Source organism: Bradyrhizobium sp. 164, from assembly GCF_023073715.1.
Classification (GTDB): Bacteria; Pseudomonadota; Alphaproteobacteria; order Rhizobiales; family Xanthobacteraceae; genus Bradyrhizobium.
Window position 1 is genome coordinate 86552 of record NZ_JADPKA010000026.1, and the last position, 17430, is coordinate 103981.

Annotated in this window: 17 protein-coding genes; 11 read left to right on the plus strand and 6 right to left on the minus strand. The window is 64.8% G+C overall.

Annotated features, from left to right (window positions below; translation table 11 throughout):
- Nucleotides 1–23 precede the first annotated feature (23 nt).
- The 9 genes from IVB01_RS08455 to IVB01_RS08495 all read left to right on the plus strand — a co-directional run bounded on the left by IVB01_RS08455 (nucleotide 24) and on the right by IVB01_RS08495 (nucleotide 10205).
- Complete coding sequence (locus IVB01_RS08455) at nucleotides 24–866, plus strand: IclR family transcriptional regulator (protein ID WP_247278258.1); 843 nt, start codon at nucleotides 24–26, stop codon at nucleotides 864–866.
- 105 nt (nucleotides 867–971) lie between these two features.
- The gene (locus IVB01_RS08460) at nucleotides 972–1940 is read left to right on the plus strand and encodes a tripartite tricarboxylate transporter substrate binding protein (protein ID WP_247278257.1); all 969 of its coding nucleotides are present in this window, start codon (nucleotides 972–974) and stop codon (nucleotides 1938–1940) included.
- Complete coding sequence (locus IVB01_RS08465) at nucleotides 1937–2422, plus strand: tripartite tricarboxylate transporter TctB family protein (RefSeq protein ID WP_247278256.1); 486 nt, start codon at nucleotides 1937–1939, stop codon at nucleotides 2420–2422. Before IVB01_RS08460 ends, IVB01_RS08465 begins: the two co-directional genes overlap by 4 nt.
- Nucleotides 2423–2451: 29 nt before the next feature.
- Nucleotides 2452–3921, plus strand: a complete 1470-nt coding sequence (locus IVB01_RS08470; RefSeq protein WP_247278274.1) for a tripartite tricarboxylate transporter permease — start codon at nucleotides 2452–2454, stop codon at nucleotides 3919–3921.
- A 124-nt stretch (nucleotides 3922–4045) separates the two neighbouring features.
- Nucleotides 4046–5848, plus strand: coding sequence for an adenine deaminase C-terminal domain-containing protein (locus IVB01_RS08475; protein ID WP_247278255.1), 1803 nt, complete (start codon nucleotides 4046–4048; stop codon nucleotides 5846–5848).
- Between the two features lie 151 nt (nucleotides 5849–5999).
- Nucleotides 6000–7790 (plus strand): glyoxylate carboligase, encoded by a 1791-nt coding sequence (gene gcl / locus IVB01_RS08480; RefSeq protein WP_247278254.1) that lies wholly within the window; start codon nucleotides 6000–6002, stop codon nucleotides 7788–7790.
- Nucleotides 7791–7803: 13 nt separating this feature from the next.
- Nucleotides 7804–8589, plus strand: coding sequence for a hydroxypyruvate isomerase (gene hyi, locus IVB01_RS08485; protein WP_247278253.1), 786 nt, complete (start codon nucleotides 7804–7806; stop codon nucleotides 8587–8589).
- A gap of 231 nt (nucleotides 8590–8820) precedes the next feature.
- The gene (locus IVB01_RS08490) at nucleotides 8821–9708 is read left to right on the plus strand and encodes a 2-hydroxy-3-oxopropionate reductase (RefSeq protein WP_247278252.1); all 888 of its coding nucleotides are present in this window, start codon (nucleotides 8821–8823) and stop codon (nucleotides 9706–9708) included.
- A gap of 113 nt (nucleotides 9709–9821) precedes the next feature.
- Complete coding sequence (locus IVB01_RS08495) at nucleotides 9822–10205, plus strand: DUF1236 domain-containing protein (RefSeq protein WP_247278251.1); 384 nt, start codon at nucleotides 9822–9824, stop codon at nucleotides 10203–10205.
- A 42-nt stretch (nucleotides 10206–10247) separates the two neighbouring features.
- Here the strand turns inward: IVB01_RS08495 and IVB01_RS08500 are convergent, their stop codons facing one another.
- From IVB01_RS08500 to IVB01_RS08510, 3 genes are all read right to left on the minus strand, one after another.
- Nucleotides 10248–10625: a VanZ family protein gene (locus IVB01_RS08500; protein ID WP_247278250.1), complete on the minus strand. Its 378-nt coding sequence runs from the start codon at nucleotides 10623–10625 to the stop codon at nucleotides 10248–10250.
- Nucleotides 10626–10701: 76 nt separating this feature from the next.
- Entirely contained in the window at nucleotides 10702–11310 is a 609-nt protein-coding gene (locus IVB01_RS08505) for a thiamine pyrophosphate-dependent enzyme (RefSeq protein WP_247278249.1), read from the minus strand.
- Between the two features lie 10 nt (nucleotides 11311–11320).
- Entirely contained in the window at nucleotides 11321–11887 is a 567-nt protein-coding gene (locus IVB01_RS08510) for a thiamine pyrophosphate-binding protein (protein WP_247278248.1), read from the minus strand.
- Nucleotides 11888–12127: 240 nt separating this feature from the next.
- On the opposite strand from IVB01_RS08510, the gene IVB01_RS08515 reads away from it, so the two are divergent.
- The gene (locus IVB01_RS08515) at nucleotides 12128–13177 is read left to right on the plus strand and encodes a hydroxyacid dehydrogenase (RefSeq protein WP_247278247.1); all 1050 of its coding nucleotides are present in this window, start codon (nucleotides 12128–12130) and stop codon (nucleotides 13175–13177) included.
- A 164-nt stretch (nucleotides 13178–13341) separates the two neighbouring features.
- The gene (locus IVB01_RS08520; protein WP_247278246.1) at nucleotides 13342–13554 is read left to right on the plus strand and encodes a hypothetical protein; all 213 of its coding nucleotides are present in this window, start codon (nucleotides 13342–13344) and stop codon (nucleotides 13552–13554) included.
- Between the two features lie 104 nt (nucleotides 13555–13658).
- Here the strand turns inward: IVB01_RS08520 and IVB01_RS08525 are convergent, their stop codons facing one another.
- Genes IVB01_RS08525 through IVB01_RS08535 form a run of 3 tightly spaced genes read right to left on the minus strand, consistent with a single transcriptional unit; the run spans nucleotide 13659 to nucleotide 17375 of the window.
- The gene (locus tag IVB01_RS08525) at nucleotides 13659–15863 is read right to left on the minus strand and encodes a xanthine dehydrogenase family protein molybdopterin-binding subunit (RefSeq protein WP_247278245.1); all 2205 of its coding nucleotides are present in this window, start codon (nucleotides 15861–15863) and stop codon (nucleotides 13659–13661) included.
- Nucleotides 15864–15870: 7 nt separating this feature from the next.
- Entirely contained in the window at nucleotides 15871–16887 is a 1017-nt protein-coding gene (locus IVB01_RS08530; protein ID WP_247494412.1) for a xanthine dehydrogenase family protein subunit M, read from the minus strand.
- A complete protein-coding gene (locus IVB01_RS08535) occupies nucleotides 16884–17375 on the minus strand; it encodes a (2Fe-2S)-binding protein (RefSeq protein WP_247278243.1) in 492 nt (163 codons plus the stop codon). Before IVB01_RS08535 ends, IVB01_RS08530 begins: the two co-directional genes overlap by 4 nt.
- Between the last annotated feature and the right edge of the window lie 55 nt (nucleotides 17376–17430).

Sequence of the window (17430 nt, forward strand, 5' to 3'; positions counted from 1 at the left end):
GGACGCATGAGCGGCAGGTCGCGATGAGCAAGAACGTGATCCGGCGCAAATCGCTCGAGCCCAGGTCGACCGCAGAGGCCGACCACGAGGTGCGCGACGGCGGCGTGCAGTCCGTCGACCGCGCACTATCGATCCTTGAGACCCTCGCCGAGGACGATGAAGGCTATCGCCTCAGCGATCTCGCCGTCCGCACCGGCCTGTCGGCCTCCACCGTGCACCGCCTGCTGGCGACGCTGGAAAGCCGACGCTTCGTGCAGTTCGACCGCGCCGAATCCAAATGGCATGTCGGCGTGCGCAGCTTCACAGTCGGCGCGAGCTTCGCGCGGCGGCGCAATTTCTCCACGCAGGCGATCCCTTACTTGCGCAAGCTGCGCGATCTCACCCGCGAGACCGCCAATCTCGCCGTCGTCGACGACGAGTTCATCATCGTCCTAACCCGCATGGAGAGCCGCGAGATCATGCGATCGCTGACCCAGGTCGGAGGCCGTGTCCCCATGGTGACTTCCGGTGTCGGCAAGGCGGTGCTCGCGACCTATTCCGACGAGGACGTCGGCGCCGTCATCCGCCACCACGGCATGCCCCGCCTGACCGAAAAGTCAATCGTGCGGCCGAGCGACCTGTTCAAAGAGCTCGAAAAGATCCGCAAGCAGGGCTACGCGCTCGACGATGAAGAGGCCTGCATGGGTCTGCGCTGTGTCGCCGCGGTCGTCTACAATGACTGCGCCGAGCCGCTCGCGGCGATTTCGGTCTCCGGCATGACCAGCCGGCTGACCGACCAGAGGTTGCCGGAAATCGGACAAATCGTGCGAGATGTCGCCGCCGAACTGACGGCAGCGCTCGGCGGGGTCATCCCGATGCCTCGCTAACCAGGACCCCGGGGTGATGTCACTGGACAGCATCGGCCGTTTTGGCTGATATGCGACCAAACGACACAATGCGGCAAACGTCCGCATGAGCCTGGAGATGCCCCCATGTTTCAATTTCCCGCGCGCGTTATCGGCGCAGCCGTCGCGTTGATCCTCGCGGCAGCCAATCCGGCTTTTGCCCAGCAGCTCGAGCTCAAGCTGATGGCGCCGGCGGCGCCGGGCGGCGGCTGGGACCAGACTGCGCGCTCGATGCAGCAGGCGCTGGTGGCCTCGGGCGTCGCGCGCAGCGTGCAGGTCACCAACGTTCCCGGCGCCGGCGGTAGCGTCGGCATCGCCCAGTTCGTCAACGGGGCCAAGGGCGACGGCAACCAGATGATGGTCAACGGCTTCGTCATGGTGGGCGCCCTCGCCATGAACAAGTCGCCCGTCACGCTCGAGCAGGTGACGCCGATCGCGCGCCTCACCGAGGAAATCCAGGTGATCGTGGTGCCCGCCAATTCGCCGATCAAGAATGCGCAGGATCTCGCCGCCGCGGTGAAGGCCGATATCGCCAAGGTGACCTTCGCCGGCGGCTCGGCCGGCGGCGTCGACCACGTGATGGCGGCGCTGTTCGCCGGCGCCGTCGGGGCCGACGCGAAGAAGATCAATTACATCCCATTCTCCGGGGGCGGCGAGTCGCTGGCGGCGATTCTCGGCGGCAAGGTCACTGCGGGCATTTCGGGGCTGAGTGAATATGAAGGGCAGATCAAGTCCGGCAAGCTGCGTGCGATCGGCGTAACCTCGGAGAAGCGCATCGCGGGCAGCGACATCCCGACCTTCAAGGAGCAGGGCATCGACCTCGTGATCGCCAACTGGCGTTCGGTGGTCGCACCTCCCGGCATCACGCCGGAGCAGCGCAAGACTTTGAGCGATGCGGTCGAGAAGATGGTGAAATCGGACGCCTGGAAGGAGATCCTCAAGCAGAAGGGCTGGGAGGATGCCTATCTCGGCGGCGACGCGTTCGCCGACTTCCTGAAAAAGGAGACGGCGCGCGTCACCGACGTGCTGAAATCGGTCGGCCTGGTCAAGTCATGACCTCAGTCGATCCGGCCCACTCGCGGCGGCGCGTCGATCGTGCCGGTCTGGTCATCGCCGCACTGCTCGCAGGTCTCGCCGCGGTGCTGGTCTGGGACGCACGCGGCCTGCCGTCCACCGGGATGTACGGGATGGGGCCCGAAGCGATGCCCGTCGTGGTCGCCTCCGGGCTTGCGCTGCTGGCGATCGGCAATTTCATCGACGCGCTACGTGGCAATCTGCCGGCGCGCGAAAGTGCCGATCCTGTCCCCGTGGTTCTGATCCTCGTCGGCCTTGCGCTGCTGATCGCCATCATTGGCTTCGGTGGCGGATTCATCCTGGCGACGTCGGCACTGTTCGTCACGACGTCAGCCGCGTTCGGACGCCGTGCCATCCTTGCCGATTCCATTATCGCCCTCGTGATGTCGACGCTCATCTATCTCGCATTTGATCGGCTGCTGACGCTGAGCCTTCCGGCTGGCCCTCTGGAGCGACTGCTGTGATCGACACTTTTGCCGCGCTGGCGCATGGCATGGCAGTCGCCATCCAGCCGATGAATCTGCTCTATGCGCTGATTGGCGTGTTCCTCGGCACCGCCGTTGGCGTGCTGCCCGGTATCGGCCCGGCGCTCACGGTCGCACTGCTCTTGCCGGTCACCTACAAGCTCGATCCCGGCGGCTCGCTGATCATGTTCGCCGGCATTTACTACGGCGGCATGTATGGCGGCTCGACCACCGCGATCCTCATCAACACGCCCGGCGAGAGCGCCTCGATGGCGACCGCGCTCGAAGGCAACAAGATGGCCAAGGCCGGCCGCGGCGGGCCGGCGCTTGCGACCTCCGCAATCGGCTCCTTCGTCGCCGGCACCATCGCCACGATCGGTCTGGCATTCCTCGCGCCGTGGCTGGTCGATTTCGCCGTGCGCTTTGGCCCGGAGGATTATTTCGCGCTGATGTGCGTCGCCTTTGTCACGGTGTCGGCGACCTTCGGCGATTCCCCGATCCGCGGCCTGACCAGCCTGTTCATCGGCCTGACGCTCGGTCTTATCGGCATCGACAAGCTGACCGGCCAGGCGCGGCTTGCGTTCGGCATCCCCGAGCTGCTCGACGGCGTCGAGGTGACGACGCTTGCGGTCGGTCTGTTCGCGGTGGGCGAGGCGCTCTACGTCGCATCGCGCCGCCACCACACCGAGGAGAAGCTCGAGCCGGTGCATGGCTCGTTGTGGATGACGACAGAGGACTGGAAGCGGTCGTGGAAGCCGTGGCTCCGCGGCACCATGTTCGGCTTCCCGATCGGCGCGTTGCCTGCGGGCGGTGCGGAGATTCCGACCTTCCTGTCCTATTCGACCGAGAAGCGGCTGACGAAACATCCGGAAGAGTTCGGCAAGGGCGCGATCGAAGGCGTCGCGGGACCGGAAGCCGCCAACAATGCCTCCGCCGCCGGCACGCTGGTGCCGCTGCTCACGCTCGGGCTGCCGACCTCGGCGACGGCCGCGATGATGCTCGCAGGTTTCCAGCAATACGGCCTCAACCCGGGACCGCTGCTGTTCGCCGAACGGCCCGACCTGGTGTGGGGCCTTATCGCCAGTCTTTTCATCGCCAATGCGATGCTGCTGGTGCTCAATCTGCCGCTGGTCGGCCTGTGGGTGCGGCTGCTCGCGATCCCGCAGCCCTGGCTCTATGCCGGCATCCTCGTGTTCGCAACCATGGGCACCATCGCCGCAAAGCCGTCGGTGGTCGAGTTGTCGATGCTGGCCGGCTTCGGCGTGCTGGGCTTCCTGATGCGCCGGTTCGATTTTCCGATCGCGCCCGTGGTCGTCGGCCTGATCCTCGGCCCGATCGCCGAAAGCCAATTGCGCAGGGCGCTCGCGATCAGCCTCGGCGATCCCATGACGCTGCTGCAGAGCCCGATCTCGGCGACCCTGCTCGGCATCGCGCTGATCGCGCTGCTGGCGCCCTTCGTGCTGAAGGGGCTCGGGCGTTTCAAGGCGAACGAGGACTAGCGGAGCTTAGAAGGCGGGGCCCGTCTGCCCAATGCGTAAGCATGGATGCCGCATTATTTGAGTTGCCCCTGCCGCCATCGGGGGCAACCATCACTGGGCTGTCCATTCCCACGCGAGAGCCCCCATGACCAAGCTCACTCGTTTTGCCGTCGCGCCGCTGCACAGCATGACGCGGTGCCTCGCCGACGTCGCATCCGCACGCGCCGCGCCGGATCTGGTCATCACCGGCGCGCGGGTGCTCTCGACCTATTCGGAGCGCGTCCACGCGAGCCGCGAGGTCTGGATCACCGGCGGCCGCATCGCGGCGGTGAAGCCGGCCGGAACAGCCAGGAAGGCGTGGAGCGACGTCACGAGCTACGACGCGGCCGGCGGCATCATCGCGCCAGGCCTCGTCGATCCGCACATCCATATCGAATCCTCGATGGTGACGGCCTGCGCCTACGCGGAGGCCGCGCTGCTCAACGGCACCACCACGATCTTCTGCGACAGCCACGAGATCGGCAACGTCATGGACGTCGCCGGCATCGAGGCGATGCTCGAGGATGCGCGCGAGGCGCCGCTCTCGATCTTCCTGACGGTGCCGAGCACCGTGCCGGCAACGTCCGCGGAGCTGGAAACCGCGGGCGGCGACCTCACACCGGACAAGATCGCGGCCCTGTTCGACCGCTGGCCCGAAGCGGTGGCGCTCGGCGAGAAGATGGATTTTGTCCCGGTGACGATGGGCGACGAGCGCAGCCATGCGATCCTTGCCGCTGCGTTGAAGCGCGGGCGCCCGGTGTCCGGCCATGTCTATGGCCGCGAATTCGTCGCGGCCTATGCGGCGAGCGGCGTCACCGACACGCACGAGGCGATCGACCGCGACATCGCCGACGACCTGCTCGACGCCGGCGTGTGGGTGTTCCTGCGCGGTGGTCCGCCGACGACGCCCTGGCACTCGCTGCCGCAGGCGATCCGCACCATCACCGAGCTCGGGGCGTCGCACAAGCGCACGGCCGTGTGCACCGACGACCGGGATGCCGACGATCTGCTGCTGTTCGGTCTCGACTGGGTGGTACGGGAAGCCGTGAAGGCGGGGATGTCGCCGGAGCAGGCTTGGTCGATGGGCTCGCTGCATGGTGCCACCCGCTTCGGCATGGAGAGCGATATCGGTGGGCTCGGCGGCGGCCGCCGCGCCGATCTCGTGCTGATGGATGACAATCTCAAGCCGCAATGCACCTGGTATGGCGGCGAGCTCGTGGTCGAGCACGGCAAGATCACCTCCAGGCTCGATCAGGCGCTGTCACAGCGCTATCAATATCCGAAGGCCGCTTATGCCACCGTGAAGTTGCCCAAGAAGGTCAAGCTGACGCCGGAACTGCCGGCAAAGGCTTGCACCGTCAATGCCATCAAGACTGCGCTGCCGGGCATTACGCTGATTCACGAGAAGGTCAGGGTCGAGCCCGCCAATGACTGGCCGGAGCTGTTTGCTCGCTACGGCCTGTGCTTCGTCACGGTGGTCGAGCGCCACGGCAAGTCCGCGGGCAACGTCGCGTACGGCCTGTTGAAGGATTTTGGCTTGAAGCGCGGTGCGGTGGCCTCCAGCGTCGGCCACGACAGCCACAACATCATCGTCGCCGGGACCAACGAGGGCGACATGCAGGTGGCGATATCGGCGATCAGGGAGCGTCAGGGCGGCGTCTGTGTGGTGGCTGATGGCAAGGTGAGGGCATTGGTTCCGCTGCCGATCGCAGGCTTGCTCTCTGACAAGCGCGTCACCGAGGTGGCCGAAGAGGTCAAGGAGCTCAAGAAAGAATGGGCGGAGGCCGGCTGCACCATCCCCTACATGGGCTTCAATTTGATTCCGCTATCGGTCATTCCGGAAATTCGTATCACCGACAAGGGTATCGTTCTCGTGCCGCAGATGGAGCTGGCGCCGCTGTTCGAGTGATCTCCTTTCACGTGCATCTCGATCTAACCGATTGAGCCTGCCGCTATTTTTCCGCGGCTGCCGCATCGTGGAAAATAAAATCGATCTCGTTGAGATCGCATCTTGCACGCCGGATGATCTCGCTCGCTGACGCAACCAAGCGAGGTCCGATATGGCGAAGATGCGAGCCGTCGATGCAGCCGTCCGAATTCTGGAGAAGGAAGGCATCTCCACCGCCTTCGGGGTTCCCGGGGCAGCGATCAATCCGCTTTACTCGGCGTTGAAGAAGCGCGGCTCGATCCGCCACATCCTTGCGCGCCATGTCGAGGGCGCTTCGCACATGGCGGAAGGGTACACGCGGGCCAAGGCGGGCAATATCGGCGTCTGCATCGGCACTTCGGGACCGGCCGGCACCGACATGATCACCGGGCTGTATTCAGCGATCGCCGATTCCATTCCGATCCTCTGCATCACCGGACAGGCGCCCCGGGCGCGGCTCTACAAGGAGGACTTTCAGGCCGTCGATATCGAGTCGATCGCAAAGCCCGTGACCAAATGGGCGGTGACGGTGCGCGAGCCGGCGCTGGTGCCGCGCGTGTTCAGCCAGGCGTTTCACGTGATGCGCTCGGGAAGGCCGGGTCCGGTGCTGATCGACATGCCCCTCGACGTGCAGCTTGCCGAGATCGAGTTCGACGACGAGACCTACGAGCCGCTGCCGGTCTACAAGCCGGCTGCGTCGCGCAAGCAGGTCGAGAAGGCGCTGGAGATGCTCAATGCCGCCGAGCGGCCGTTGATCGTCGCCGGCGGCGGCATCATCAACGCCGATGCCTCGGATCTGCTGGTCGAATTCGCCGAAATCGCGAACGTGCCTGTCGTGCCGACGCTCATGGGGTGGGGCGCGATTCCCGACGATCACGTGCTGATGGCCGGGATGGTCGGGCTTCAAACCAGCCACCGCTATGGCAACGCGACGCTGCTGGAGTCGGATTTCGTGCTCGGCATCGGCAACCGCTGGGCCAATCGTCACACCGGCTCGGTCGAGACCTACACCAAGGGTCGTAAATTCGTTCACGTGGACATCGAGCCGACCCAGATCGGGCGCGTGTTCAATCCCGATCTCGGCATCGTCTCGGACGCGAAGGCCGCCCTCGAATTGTTCGTCACCGTCGCCAGGGAGTGGCGCCGTTCAGGCAGGCTCCGCGAGCGCCAGGCGTGGCCCGCATCCTGCCGCGATCGCAAGAGAACGATGCAGCGCAAGAGCCATTTCGACAACGTGCCGATCAAGCCGCAACGCGTCTATGAAGAGATGAACAAGGCGTTCGGCCGCGATACCACTTATGTCACCGTGATCGGCCTGTCGCAGATCGCCGGCGCGCAATTCCTCGGCGTCTACAAGCCGCGCAACTGGATCAATGCAGGGCAGGCCGGGCCGCTCGGCTGGACGCTGCCCGCCGCACTCGGCGTGCGCGCAGCGTGTCCGGAGCGAGAGATCGTCGCGCTGTCAGGCGACTACGACTTCCAGTTCTTGATCGAGGAGCTTGCGGTCGGGGCGCAGTTCAATCTGCCCTACATCCACGTCGTCGTGAACAATTCCTATCTCGGCCTGATCCGGCAGGCCCAGCGCGGCTTCGACATGGACTATCACGTTCAGCTCTCCTTCGAGAACATCAACGCGCCCGAGATCGGCGTCTACGGCGTCGACCATGTCGCCGTCGCCGAAGGTCTCGGCTGCAAGGCGATCCGCGTCACCGACCCGAAGGACACGCAAGCGGCGTTCGCGACGGCGCGCGAATTGATGGCCAAGCACCGCGTGCCCGTCGTGGTGGAGTTCATCCTCGAACGCGTCACGAACATCGCCATGGGCACGGAGATCGACAACATCGTCGAGTTCGAGGAGGTGCTGGACCTGCCACTTGACGAGGTCGACGCGGCGCGGCCCGGCGTGCTTCAGCCGGCCGAATAGGGAGGACAGCATCATGCCGAAATTCGCCGCCAACCTCACCATGCTCTTCAACGAGATGCCGTTCCTCGACCGCTTCGCCGCTGCGAAGGCGGCGGGATTTTCCGGGGTTGAATATCTCTTTCCCTACGATTTCGATAAGGCGCAGCTGCGCGAGCAGCTCGAGGCCCACGGCCTGACGCAGGTGCTGCACAACCTGCCGGCCGGCAACTGGGCAGCGGGTGAGCGCGGCATCGCGATCCTGCCCGATCGCACCGCCGAATTTCGCGACGGCGTATTCCGGGCCATCGACTACGCCAAGGCGCTCGATTGCGAGCAGCTCAACTGCCTCGTCGGCATCGCGCCTGCCGATGCCGACCGGCGCGAGCTCAACGAGACGCTGGTGGGCAATCTGCGCTTTGCCGCCTCGACGCTGGCGCGGGAGAACATCAAGCTGCTGATCGAGCCGATCAACACGCTCGACATTCCCGGCTTCCATCTCAACGGGACCGAGCAGGCGGTGCAGCTGATCTCAGAGGTACGATCGAACAACCTGTTCATCCAGTACGACATCTATCACATGCAGATCATGGAGGGCGATCTCGCCCGCACCATGCAGGAATACCTTCCCCAGATCGCGCACATCCAGCTTGCCGACAATCCCGGGCGCCATGAGCCCGGCACCGGCGAGATCAACTATCCCTTCCTGTTCCGCCACCTCGACGCGATCGGCTATCGAGGCTGGATCGGCTGCGAATACAAGCCGCGCACCACGACGCTGGAAGGACTCTCATGGCACGCGGCGCAGACGTTTGAGACGTGAGCGTCGGGGACCAGATGCGGCAGCGATGACAGTGCGCTCCCTCTCCCGCTTGCGGGAGAGGGTTGGGGAGAGGGTGTTTCCGCGTTGGGACTGTTGAGGTGCACCGAGAAAATCCTCAAGGGGATAAAGCCCTTCACCCGGCGCTCCGCGCCGACCTCTCCCGCAAGCGGGAGAGGTTGCGCCGAGCACGCGGATGAATTCCGCTTATGCAACTGAGAGAAAGTTAGAGACATGACCAATATCGGGTTCATCGGACTTGGCACCATGGGACGGCCAATGGCCGGCCATCTCCTGGCGGCCGGCTATCGGGTTCTCCTGCATGACGTCGCACCGGTCGCGCCCGATCTGATCGCCGCCGGCGGCGTCGCCTGCAAGTCCAGCAAGCAGGTCGCGGAGGAGGCGGGCGCGGTCATCATCATGGTGCCGGATACGCCGCATGTGGAAGCCGTGTTGTTCGGCAAGAACGGTGTGGCGAGCGGCATCTCCAAGGGCAAGATCGTGGTCGACATGAGCTCGATCTCGCCGCTCGCGACGAAGGAGTTTGCCAAGAAGATCGAGGCACTCGGCGCCGATTATCTCGACGCGCCAGTGTCCGGAGGCGAGGTCGGCGCCAAGGCGGCGAGCCTCACCATCATGGTCGGCGGGCCCGAGCGCGCCTTCAACAGCATGAAGCCGGTGTTCGACAAGATGGGCAAGAACGTCACCAGGGTCGGGGCCAATGGCGACGGGCAAACGACGAAAGTCGCCAACCAGATCATCGTTGCGCTGACGATTGAGGCGGTGAGCGAGGCGCTGTTGTTTGCGTCGAAGGCCGGCGCCGACCCTGCGCTGGTGCGGCAGGCGCTGATGGGCGGCTTTGCATCCTCGCGGATTCTCGAAGTCCATGGCGAGCGCATGGTGAAGCGCAATTTCGATCCGGGCTTCCGCATCGAGCTGCACCAGAAGGATCTCAACCTCGCGCTCGAAGGCGCGCGTACGCTCGGCCTCTCGCTGCCGAGCACGGCTGTGGCGCAGCAATTGTTCTCATCTTGCACCGCTCATGGCGGCAAGGGCTGGGATCATTCCGCGATCGTACGTGCACTGGAACTGATGGCGGGGCACGAAATCGCCCCAGCGTAAGTGTTACGAGGTAACAGTTTCCAGCCTTGAAGCGTCTTTCGCCGCCGCGGAACCGGAACAATGCTCCGGCCCCGCGGTTGAAGGCGCATGACAATCACTGGAGACATAAGGACATGAAAACCCGTCTTGCGATTTCGTTGGCTGCCGCCTCGCTGCTGGCGTCGAGTGCAGCCTTTGCTCAGTCGACGACCGCCCAGGGCGCGGCGGACGGCGCGCGCGCGGGCGGCGACATCGGCGGCCCGGTCGGCGCGATGGTCGGCGGCACCGTCGGTGCGGCCGTTGGCGCCGGTTTGGAAATTCCGAATGCGATTCTAGGCGGACTTCCGCGCGATGAGTCAGTGGTGATCCGGGAGCGCGTCGTGGTTGGCGAGCCGTTGCCGCCGACCGTGGTGCTGCGTCCGGTGCCGAACTACACGGAGTATCGCTATGCGGTCGTGAACGATCGCCGCGTGATCGTCGAGCCGCGCACGCGCCGGGTCGTCAAGATCATCGACTGATCTGCGCAACCTAGCCGCTGACAAACCGGGCCCTGCGGAGCATCACTCCGCGGGGCCTTCGCTCGTCAGGACCGAATTGGTGCGAAGCCGGGTCATGGCCCAATCGGCGGCGGCCGCGAGCGCAAAGCCGAGGCAGGCCGTGAGCGCGTCCACCAGAAAATCCTCCAGCCGCGCATGGCGGCCGGGTGCCCAAAATTGCATCAATTCGAGCACGCCGATCAGCACGATCGCGGCCGTTGCGGTCAGCAGGCGCCGCTGCCGATAGGCGAGACCAAAGGCCAGTCCCACCAGGACAAAGGCGAGCGCATGTTCGCCGTCCTGGCCGAAATCGGAATGGGGCCGCAGGCCCGGTGGACCGAGAGTTGCGAATGTGACGGCGGCTGCCAGCAGCCAGGCAAAGGAACGAACCAAAATGGACATGCGGCTCGCTTAGCACAGATTTGCAACCGGCCGTATAGTCCCGCTATCAGATCGACGTGTAGTTAATGACGAAATGTTAAAGTGGTTCGCGCACGCCAAGGCCGTGCATGAATCGTTCCCGGATCTGTACGGGATCGCGGCGAGTGGTGCCGACGCCGGGCTTGTCGTCGATCCGGACGGCGATCAGGCTCGGCTCGGCAGCGGTCATCGCGTCCTCGACCAGCCGCTGGAAATCCTCCTCGTCCGCGGCCCAGGCGCTGTTGGCGAGGCCGGAGCCGATGGCGATGGCGACGATGTCGGCGACGTGCGCGGCCGGTGTCGGTTGTGCGCCGGTAATCTGGTAGATGCCATTGTCCATCACGATCATCGTAAGGTTCTTCGGCTTCAGGGCCGCAATCGTCGAGAGCGCGCCGAGTTGCATCAGCAGCGAGCCGTCGCCTTCAAGCGCGAAGACGCGGCGGTCGGGCTGCGCCAGCGCCACCCCGAGCGCGATGGGGAAGGCAAGGCCCATGCTGCCCAGCATGTAGAAGTTCTGCGGGCGGTGGCCGGCAGCCCAGAGATCGAAATTGGTGTTGCCGATGCCGCCGATCACGGCTTCTTCGTGCTTGAGCTTCGCGATCAGGCGCGAGGTCACGTCGAAACGGTTCATCACCTTGGTGTTGCGCGCACTCAGATTTGAGCTCATTTGGTCGGCCTCACTTGTCAAACACCTTGCCGCCGGTGAGCAGCGGGTTGAGGATCAGCGCCACCGGCGCCTGCGTGGTGACGGCCTGCTTGATCGAGCGGTCCGTGATGAATTCGAGTTCATCGAGCCGGGTGATGGTGTGATGCTCCAGCGCCAGCGAATCCAGCACGGGGCGCATGGTGCGGCAGACCAGCGACTGGCCGTAATTGAACTCGCCGAGCGTGCCGCGCTCGGACACGAACATGATCAGCGGGATCTGGTAAGGCACTGCGAGCGAGGCCAGCACGTTGGCGAGCGTCGCAAAACCCGAAGTCTGCATCAACACCGCGCCGCGGCGGCCGCCCATCCAGGCGCCCGAGACAATGCCGACCGCTTCCTCCTCGCGGGCGGTGGCAAAGGTGGTGAAGAAAGGATCGGCGTGCAGGTTCCTGATCAGCGGCGTCAGCACGCGATCCGGCACGTAAGGGACGAGGCTGATCTCGTTCCGCTTCAGGGTGTGCAGGATGATGCCGTGCCAGCTTCTTTCACCGGCCGCCTGCGTCGCCTGCGGCGAGGTCTGCTGCTCCGCAATCGCCATTGCGTTCTCCCTTGAGCCGCGTCGTATGCTTATTGGTCTTCGGCCGTCGCGGCGCCCTGCTGAACTTGACGCAGCGGGCCGGATTGTCAACTGTTCGAGCCGGCACCGTGATCTGCGCCAGACGGCCTGCCGTGGCTGGCAGCGCCATGTCATATGTGGGCAACGAAAGAGTGGGAGGAAGCACGGAGGGGCGCGCGCTGCGCTGGCCTTGCTGATCCCTGGAGAGCCGGAAGGGTCCTGATGTCGGTCAACAGCAAGCGTGTCGTCTACTCCAATTACTTGGCCAATCCGATCTATATCGACATCCTCAAGGCACGGCCTGACGTCCGGCTCGATCGCATCGAGAACGGGAGCCCCGAACACGCCTATGCGCCGCTCCTCGGCGCTGCCCATGTTTACCAGGTTGGCGCTGCCCGCGACGAGCTCGCCCCGCATTTCCATGTCGATGCGGCTTTCCTGAAGCGCGCGCCGAATTTGCTGCTCGTCTCCAGCAACGGCGCCGGCTTCGATCCAGTCGACGTCGAGGCCTGCACGGCCGCCGGCGTCGTGGTCGTCAACCAGTCCGGCGGCAACGCCCATTCGGTTGCCGAGCATGCGCTGGCGATGATGTTGACGCTCTCCAAGCGCATCATCCAGTCGGACCGCCGGCTGCGCCGCGAGCGCGACGTCAACCGCAACGAGCTCGTCGGCAACGAGGTCGAGGGCAAGACTGTCGGCATCATCGGGCTCGGCAATGTCGGCCGCCGGATTGCCGCGCTGTGCAAGGGCCTGCTCGGCATGAAGGTGCTGGCCTATGACCCGTATTTGTCGGCCGAGGTGATGGCTGAGCGGGGCGGGGAGAAGGTCGAGCTCGACGAGCTCCTGCGCCGCGCCGATTTCGTCTCGATCTCCTGTCCGCTCAACAAGGGCAGCCGCAACATGATCAGCGTGCGCGAATTCGCGCTGATGCAGCCGCATGCCTATTTCATCACCACTGCGCGCGGCTTCATCCACGACGAGGACGCGCTGCTCCAGGCGTTGCGCGACAAGCGCATCGCCGGCGCTGGCCTCGACGTCTGGTCCAAGGAACCGCCGCCGCCGGAGCATCCGCTGCTCCAGCTCGACAACGTGCTGGCGAGCCCTCATACGGCGGGCGTGACGATCGAGGCGCGCCAGAACATGGGCCGCATCGCTGCCGAGCAGGTGCTGGAGACGCTCGACGGGAAACGTCCGCCGCGCATCATCAATCCGGAGGTCTGGCCGCATTATGCCGAGCGTTTCAAGCAGGCGTTCGGCGTGACGCCGGGATAGGACAGCTACCCTTTCTTCCCGTCATTTCCGGGGTCGGCCTTTCGAGCCGCCCCGGAAATGACGGAGCGAAGAAACCGCGTCCCGGCCTTCATCCGCGTCAAAATCTCTCTCCCGCATCCCGCGCAAATGGGATTAGAGTGCCGCCGGGGCAGGCAGGAGGTCTCATGTCAACTTATGTCGTCAAGTTCATGAAGGACGTGCTTGGCCAGTATGGCCGGCAGATCGAGGTGTGCCAGGGCACGCTCGAGATCGACGCCTCCGACGAGGACGAAGCCAGAGAGCGGGCCAAGGCGAGGTTTTGCAAGGATCAAGCCTTGCACCATTGGTCACTGCATGCCGACCGCATCCAGGTCAGACCGGCCGATCTTCCGTCGTGAAGCCCGGGAGGAGCCGTGACAGGCGGGGCGCCGTCGCTCCTGCGCCGAGCGACAACGTGTTGAAGCAGGTCTCGTTGGCGTCGAACAAAGGTGCGGCGAGGCGCTCACTCCAGTAGCTTGTCCAGCGTGATCGGGAAGCGCCGAATGCGCTTGCCGGTGGCATGATAGACGGCGTTCGCAATCGCCGCAGGCACGCCGACGATGCCGATTTCGCCGAGACCCTTGACACCCAGCTTGTTGATCCGGTCGTCGGGCTCGTCGACGAAAATGACGTCAATATCGTGAATGTCGGCATTCACGGGAATGTGGTACTCGGCGATGTTCGCGTTCATGATGCGACCGAAGCGGTGATCCATCACCGTCTCCTCATGCAGCGCCATCCCGATTCCCCAGACCACGCCGCCCATGATCTGGCTGCGGCCAGTCTTGGTGTTCAGGATGCGCCCGGCCGCGACCGCGCTCACGACCCGCGTAACGCGGATGACGCCGAGCTCCTCGTCGACCTTTACCTCGGCGAAGACGGCGGAATGCGTATTGCGGGCATGCGACTTGTCCTCCGCGAACTGGTTGAGCTTCTCCTTTTCGATCCGCTCGAGCTTGCTGTGGCGCATCACATCCGCAATCGAAAGGGCGGGGCCGTTCCTGCCGTTGCTGGCGATCATGCCGTCGACCAAAGTGACGGTGGCGGCATCGACGTCAGCGAGCGGCGAGCCGGGCATCGCCTTGGCGAGCCGGGCGAGCTCCTGGCGAATGTCTTCGGCCGCTCCCAACACGGCGTGCGCACTGGACGCCGCCATCCAGGAGCCGCCCTCGACGGGCGCTTGCGGCAAGGTCGAATCGGCGAGCCTGACGCTGATGTTCTCGATCGGCAGCCCGAGAGCGTCGGCCGCCACCTGCGCCACAATGGTGTAGGTGCCGGTGCCGATGTCGGACGCGGCGCATGAGACCTCCGCGTGGCCGTTCGATGTCAGAACGATGCGAACGGCGACCGGCATCTGCAGCGCCTCCCAGACGCCTGTCGCCATGCCCCAGCCGACCAGGTCCTTGCCGTCGCGCATGGAGCGCGGCGCGGGATTGCGCCGGGCCCAGCCGAAGGCTTCCGCGCCCCTGGCGTAGCATTCGCGCAGCTGCTTGCTGGTGTAGGGGAGGTCCCCGCTCTGGTCGCGATCCGAGTAGCACTTCAGCCGCAGCTCGATCGGGTCGAGCTTGAGCGCGACGGCCAATTCGTCCATGGCGCATTCGAGCGCGCAGACGCCCGTTGCCGCGCCCGGCGCGCGCATATCGCAGGGGGTGGCGAGGTCGAGGTGGACCAGCTTGTGGGAGAGGCGGCTGTTGGGACTCTTGTAGAGCTGCTCCCCCCAGCCGGTATCGTTGCGCGAGAAATCCTCAAACCGCGAGGTGACGGCGATGGCTTCGTGGGTAACGGCATCGAGTGTGCCGTCGGGCTTTGCGCCGAGCGCAACGTGCTCGATGGTCATGGGACGATAGCCCAGGCTGTACATCTGCTGTCGTGTCAGGACGACACGGACCGATCGTTTCAGCGCGAGCGCACCAAGTGTTGCCAGGACCACCTGGTGCTGCGGCCGCAGGCCCGAGCCGAACGCTCCGCCGACATAGGGCGAGATCACGCGGATGTCTTCCGGCTTCTTTCTGAAGACACCGCAGAGAAACTTCTGGACGTTCTGGACGCCTTGGGTCTTGTCATAGACTGTAAGCCCGCCGTTGCCCTCCCAGACGGCCGTTGTCGCGTAGAGCTCCATCGGGTTGTGATGCTCGCTCGGAATGACATAGTCCGCTTCGTGACGGACGGCCGCCCGCGTCAGCGCTGCTGCGGCGTCGCCGCGCGGCTTGTGTGGCTGATCCACTTTGGCAGCCGTGCCGCGTTCGGATTCGAGATCGGTCGCAAACGCCTCCTGCTCGTATTCAACGCGAATGCGAGTTGCGGCGAATTTGGCGGTTTCCCAGTCCTCCGCCACGACCAGCGCGATCGGCTGGCCGTTGAACCTGATCCTGTCGTCATAGAGTGGGCGGAACGGCGAGCCCTTCTCCGGCGCCACCTCGTCCTTCCAGGCTTCGTCCTTGTCGGCGAGGGGCGGGCGATGCGTGTGGGTGAGCACGTCGACCACGCCCTTCACCTTCAGTGCGTCGCTGCTGTCGAGGCGAACGATGCGTCCCCGCGGAATGGTGGCCTCGACGACAAAGCCATGGAGGAGACGGTCTGCTGCGAACTCGCCGGCATATTTGGCGGCGCCAGTGACCTTGGCCCGGCCGTCGACGCGCGACGTTGGTGTTCCGACATAGGCGTTCATCGGGCCCTCATGCGATCTTCTTGTGAGCTTGTGATTGCGGCGTGGCGCTTGTCGCCTGCATCAGCGTGCGAACGACGGCTCGGCGCGCGAGTTCGATCTTGAATCCATTATGCGAACGAGCGGTTGCTCCCTGCAGCAGCAGATCGGCGGCGCGCCCAAAATGATCCGGCGTTGCCGCTTGGCCGCGCAACGCCGCCTCGGCCTCGAGGCTTCGCCAAGGCTTGTGGGCCACGCCGCCGAGCGCCAGGCGCGCTTCGATGATTGCGTTGCCCTCCAGTTCGAGCGCGGCCGCGACCGAGACCAGGGCAAAGGCGTAGGACAGCCGGTCGCGGATCTTCAGATAGCTGTAGTTCCTGGCAAAGCCGCGCGGCGGCAGCTCGATTGCGGTGATGATCTCGCCGCTGCCGAGATTTGTATCGGCATGAGGCTTGTCGTCCGGAAGCCGATGGAAATCGGTCAGGGCGAGGGTGCGCTCACCGGCCGAGCCTGCGATGTGCACGAGCGCGCCGAGCGCGGCCAGCGCCACGCTCATGTCGGATGGATTGGTCGCGATGCAGGACGAGCTGGTGCCGAGGATTGCGTGGTTGCGGTTGAGGCCATCGAGTGCCGAGCAGCCGGTGCCCGGGCTGCGCTTGTTGCAAGGCGTCGTCGTGTCATAGAAGTAGGCGCAGCGCGTTCGCTGCATCAGATTGCCGCCGACCGAGGCCATGTTGCGCAGTTGCGCGGAGGCACCGGCCAAGATGGCGCTGGCGAGCAGGGGATAGCGCTGCTCGATCAGCGGATGGTAGGCGAGATCCGAATTTGGCACCAAGGCGCCGATGCGCAGGCCGCCATCGGCGGTCTCCTCGATGTCGCGGAGCGGCAGGCGGGAAATGTCGATCAACCGGGAGGGCCGTTCGACATTCTCCTTCATCAGGTCGATAAGATTGGTGCCGCCGGCAATCAGCTTCGCGTTCGGATCGGCGGCCAGCAGGCGAATGGCGTCGGCGACATCGCTTGCGCGGGAATACTGGAAGTTGTTCATGATCGGCTCATTGCCTGCTCGATCGCAGCCACGATGTTAGGGTAGGCGCCGCAGCGGCAGAGATTTCCGCTCATCACTTCCCGGATCTCGTCGGCGCCCCTGGCGTGGCCTTCGGCCAGGAGGCCGGCCGCCGAGCAAATCTGTCCCGGCGTGCAATAGCCACATTGGAATGCGTCGTGATCGATGAAGGCTTGTTGCAGGGGATGCAGGGCGCCGTCCTTGGCAAGGCCTTCGATCGTCGTGATTTCGGCGCCATCCTTCATGACGGCGAGCGTCAGGCACGAATTGACCCGTCTTCCGTCGATTAACACGGTGCAGGCGCCGCATTGGCCGTGATCGCAGCCTTTTTTGGTGCCGGTCAATTCCAGACGGTCACGCAGGGCATCCAGAAGCGTGGTCCACGGCACGACCTCGAGTGTGCGCCTGACGCCATTGACGATAAGGTTGATCGGAATGCGTTCGGGGATCTGATCCGTGATATCGGCCATGTTCTGTTCCCTGCGGAGAGGCCGAGCTGAGCAAGTTTGGATGCCGACTCGAGGA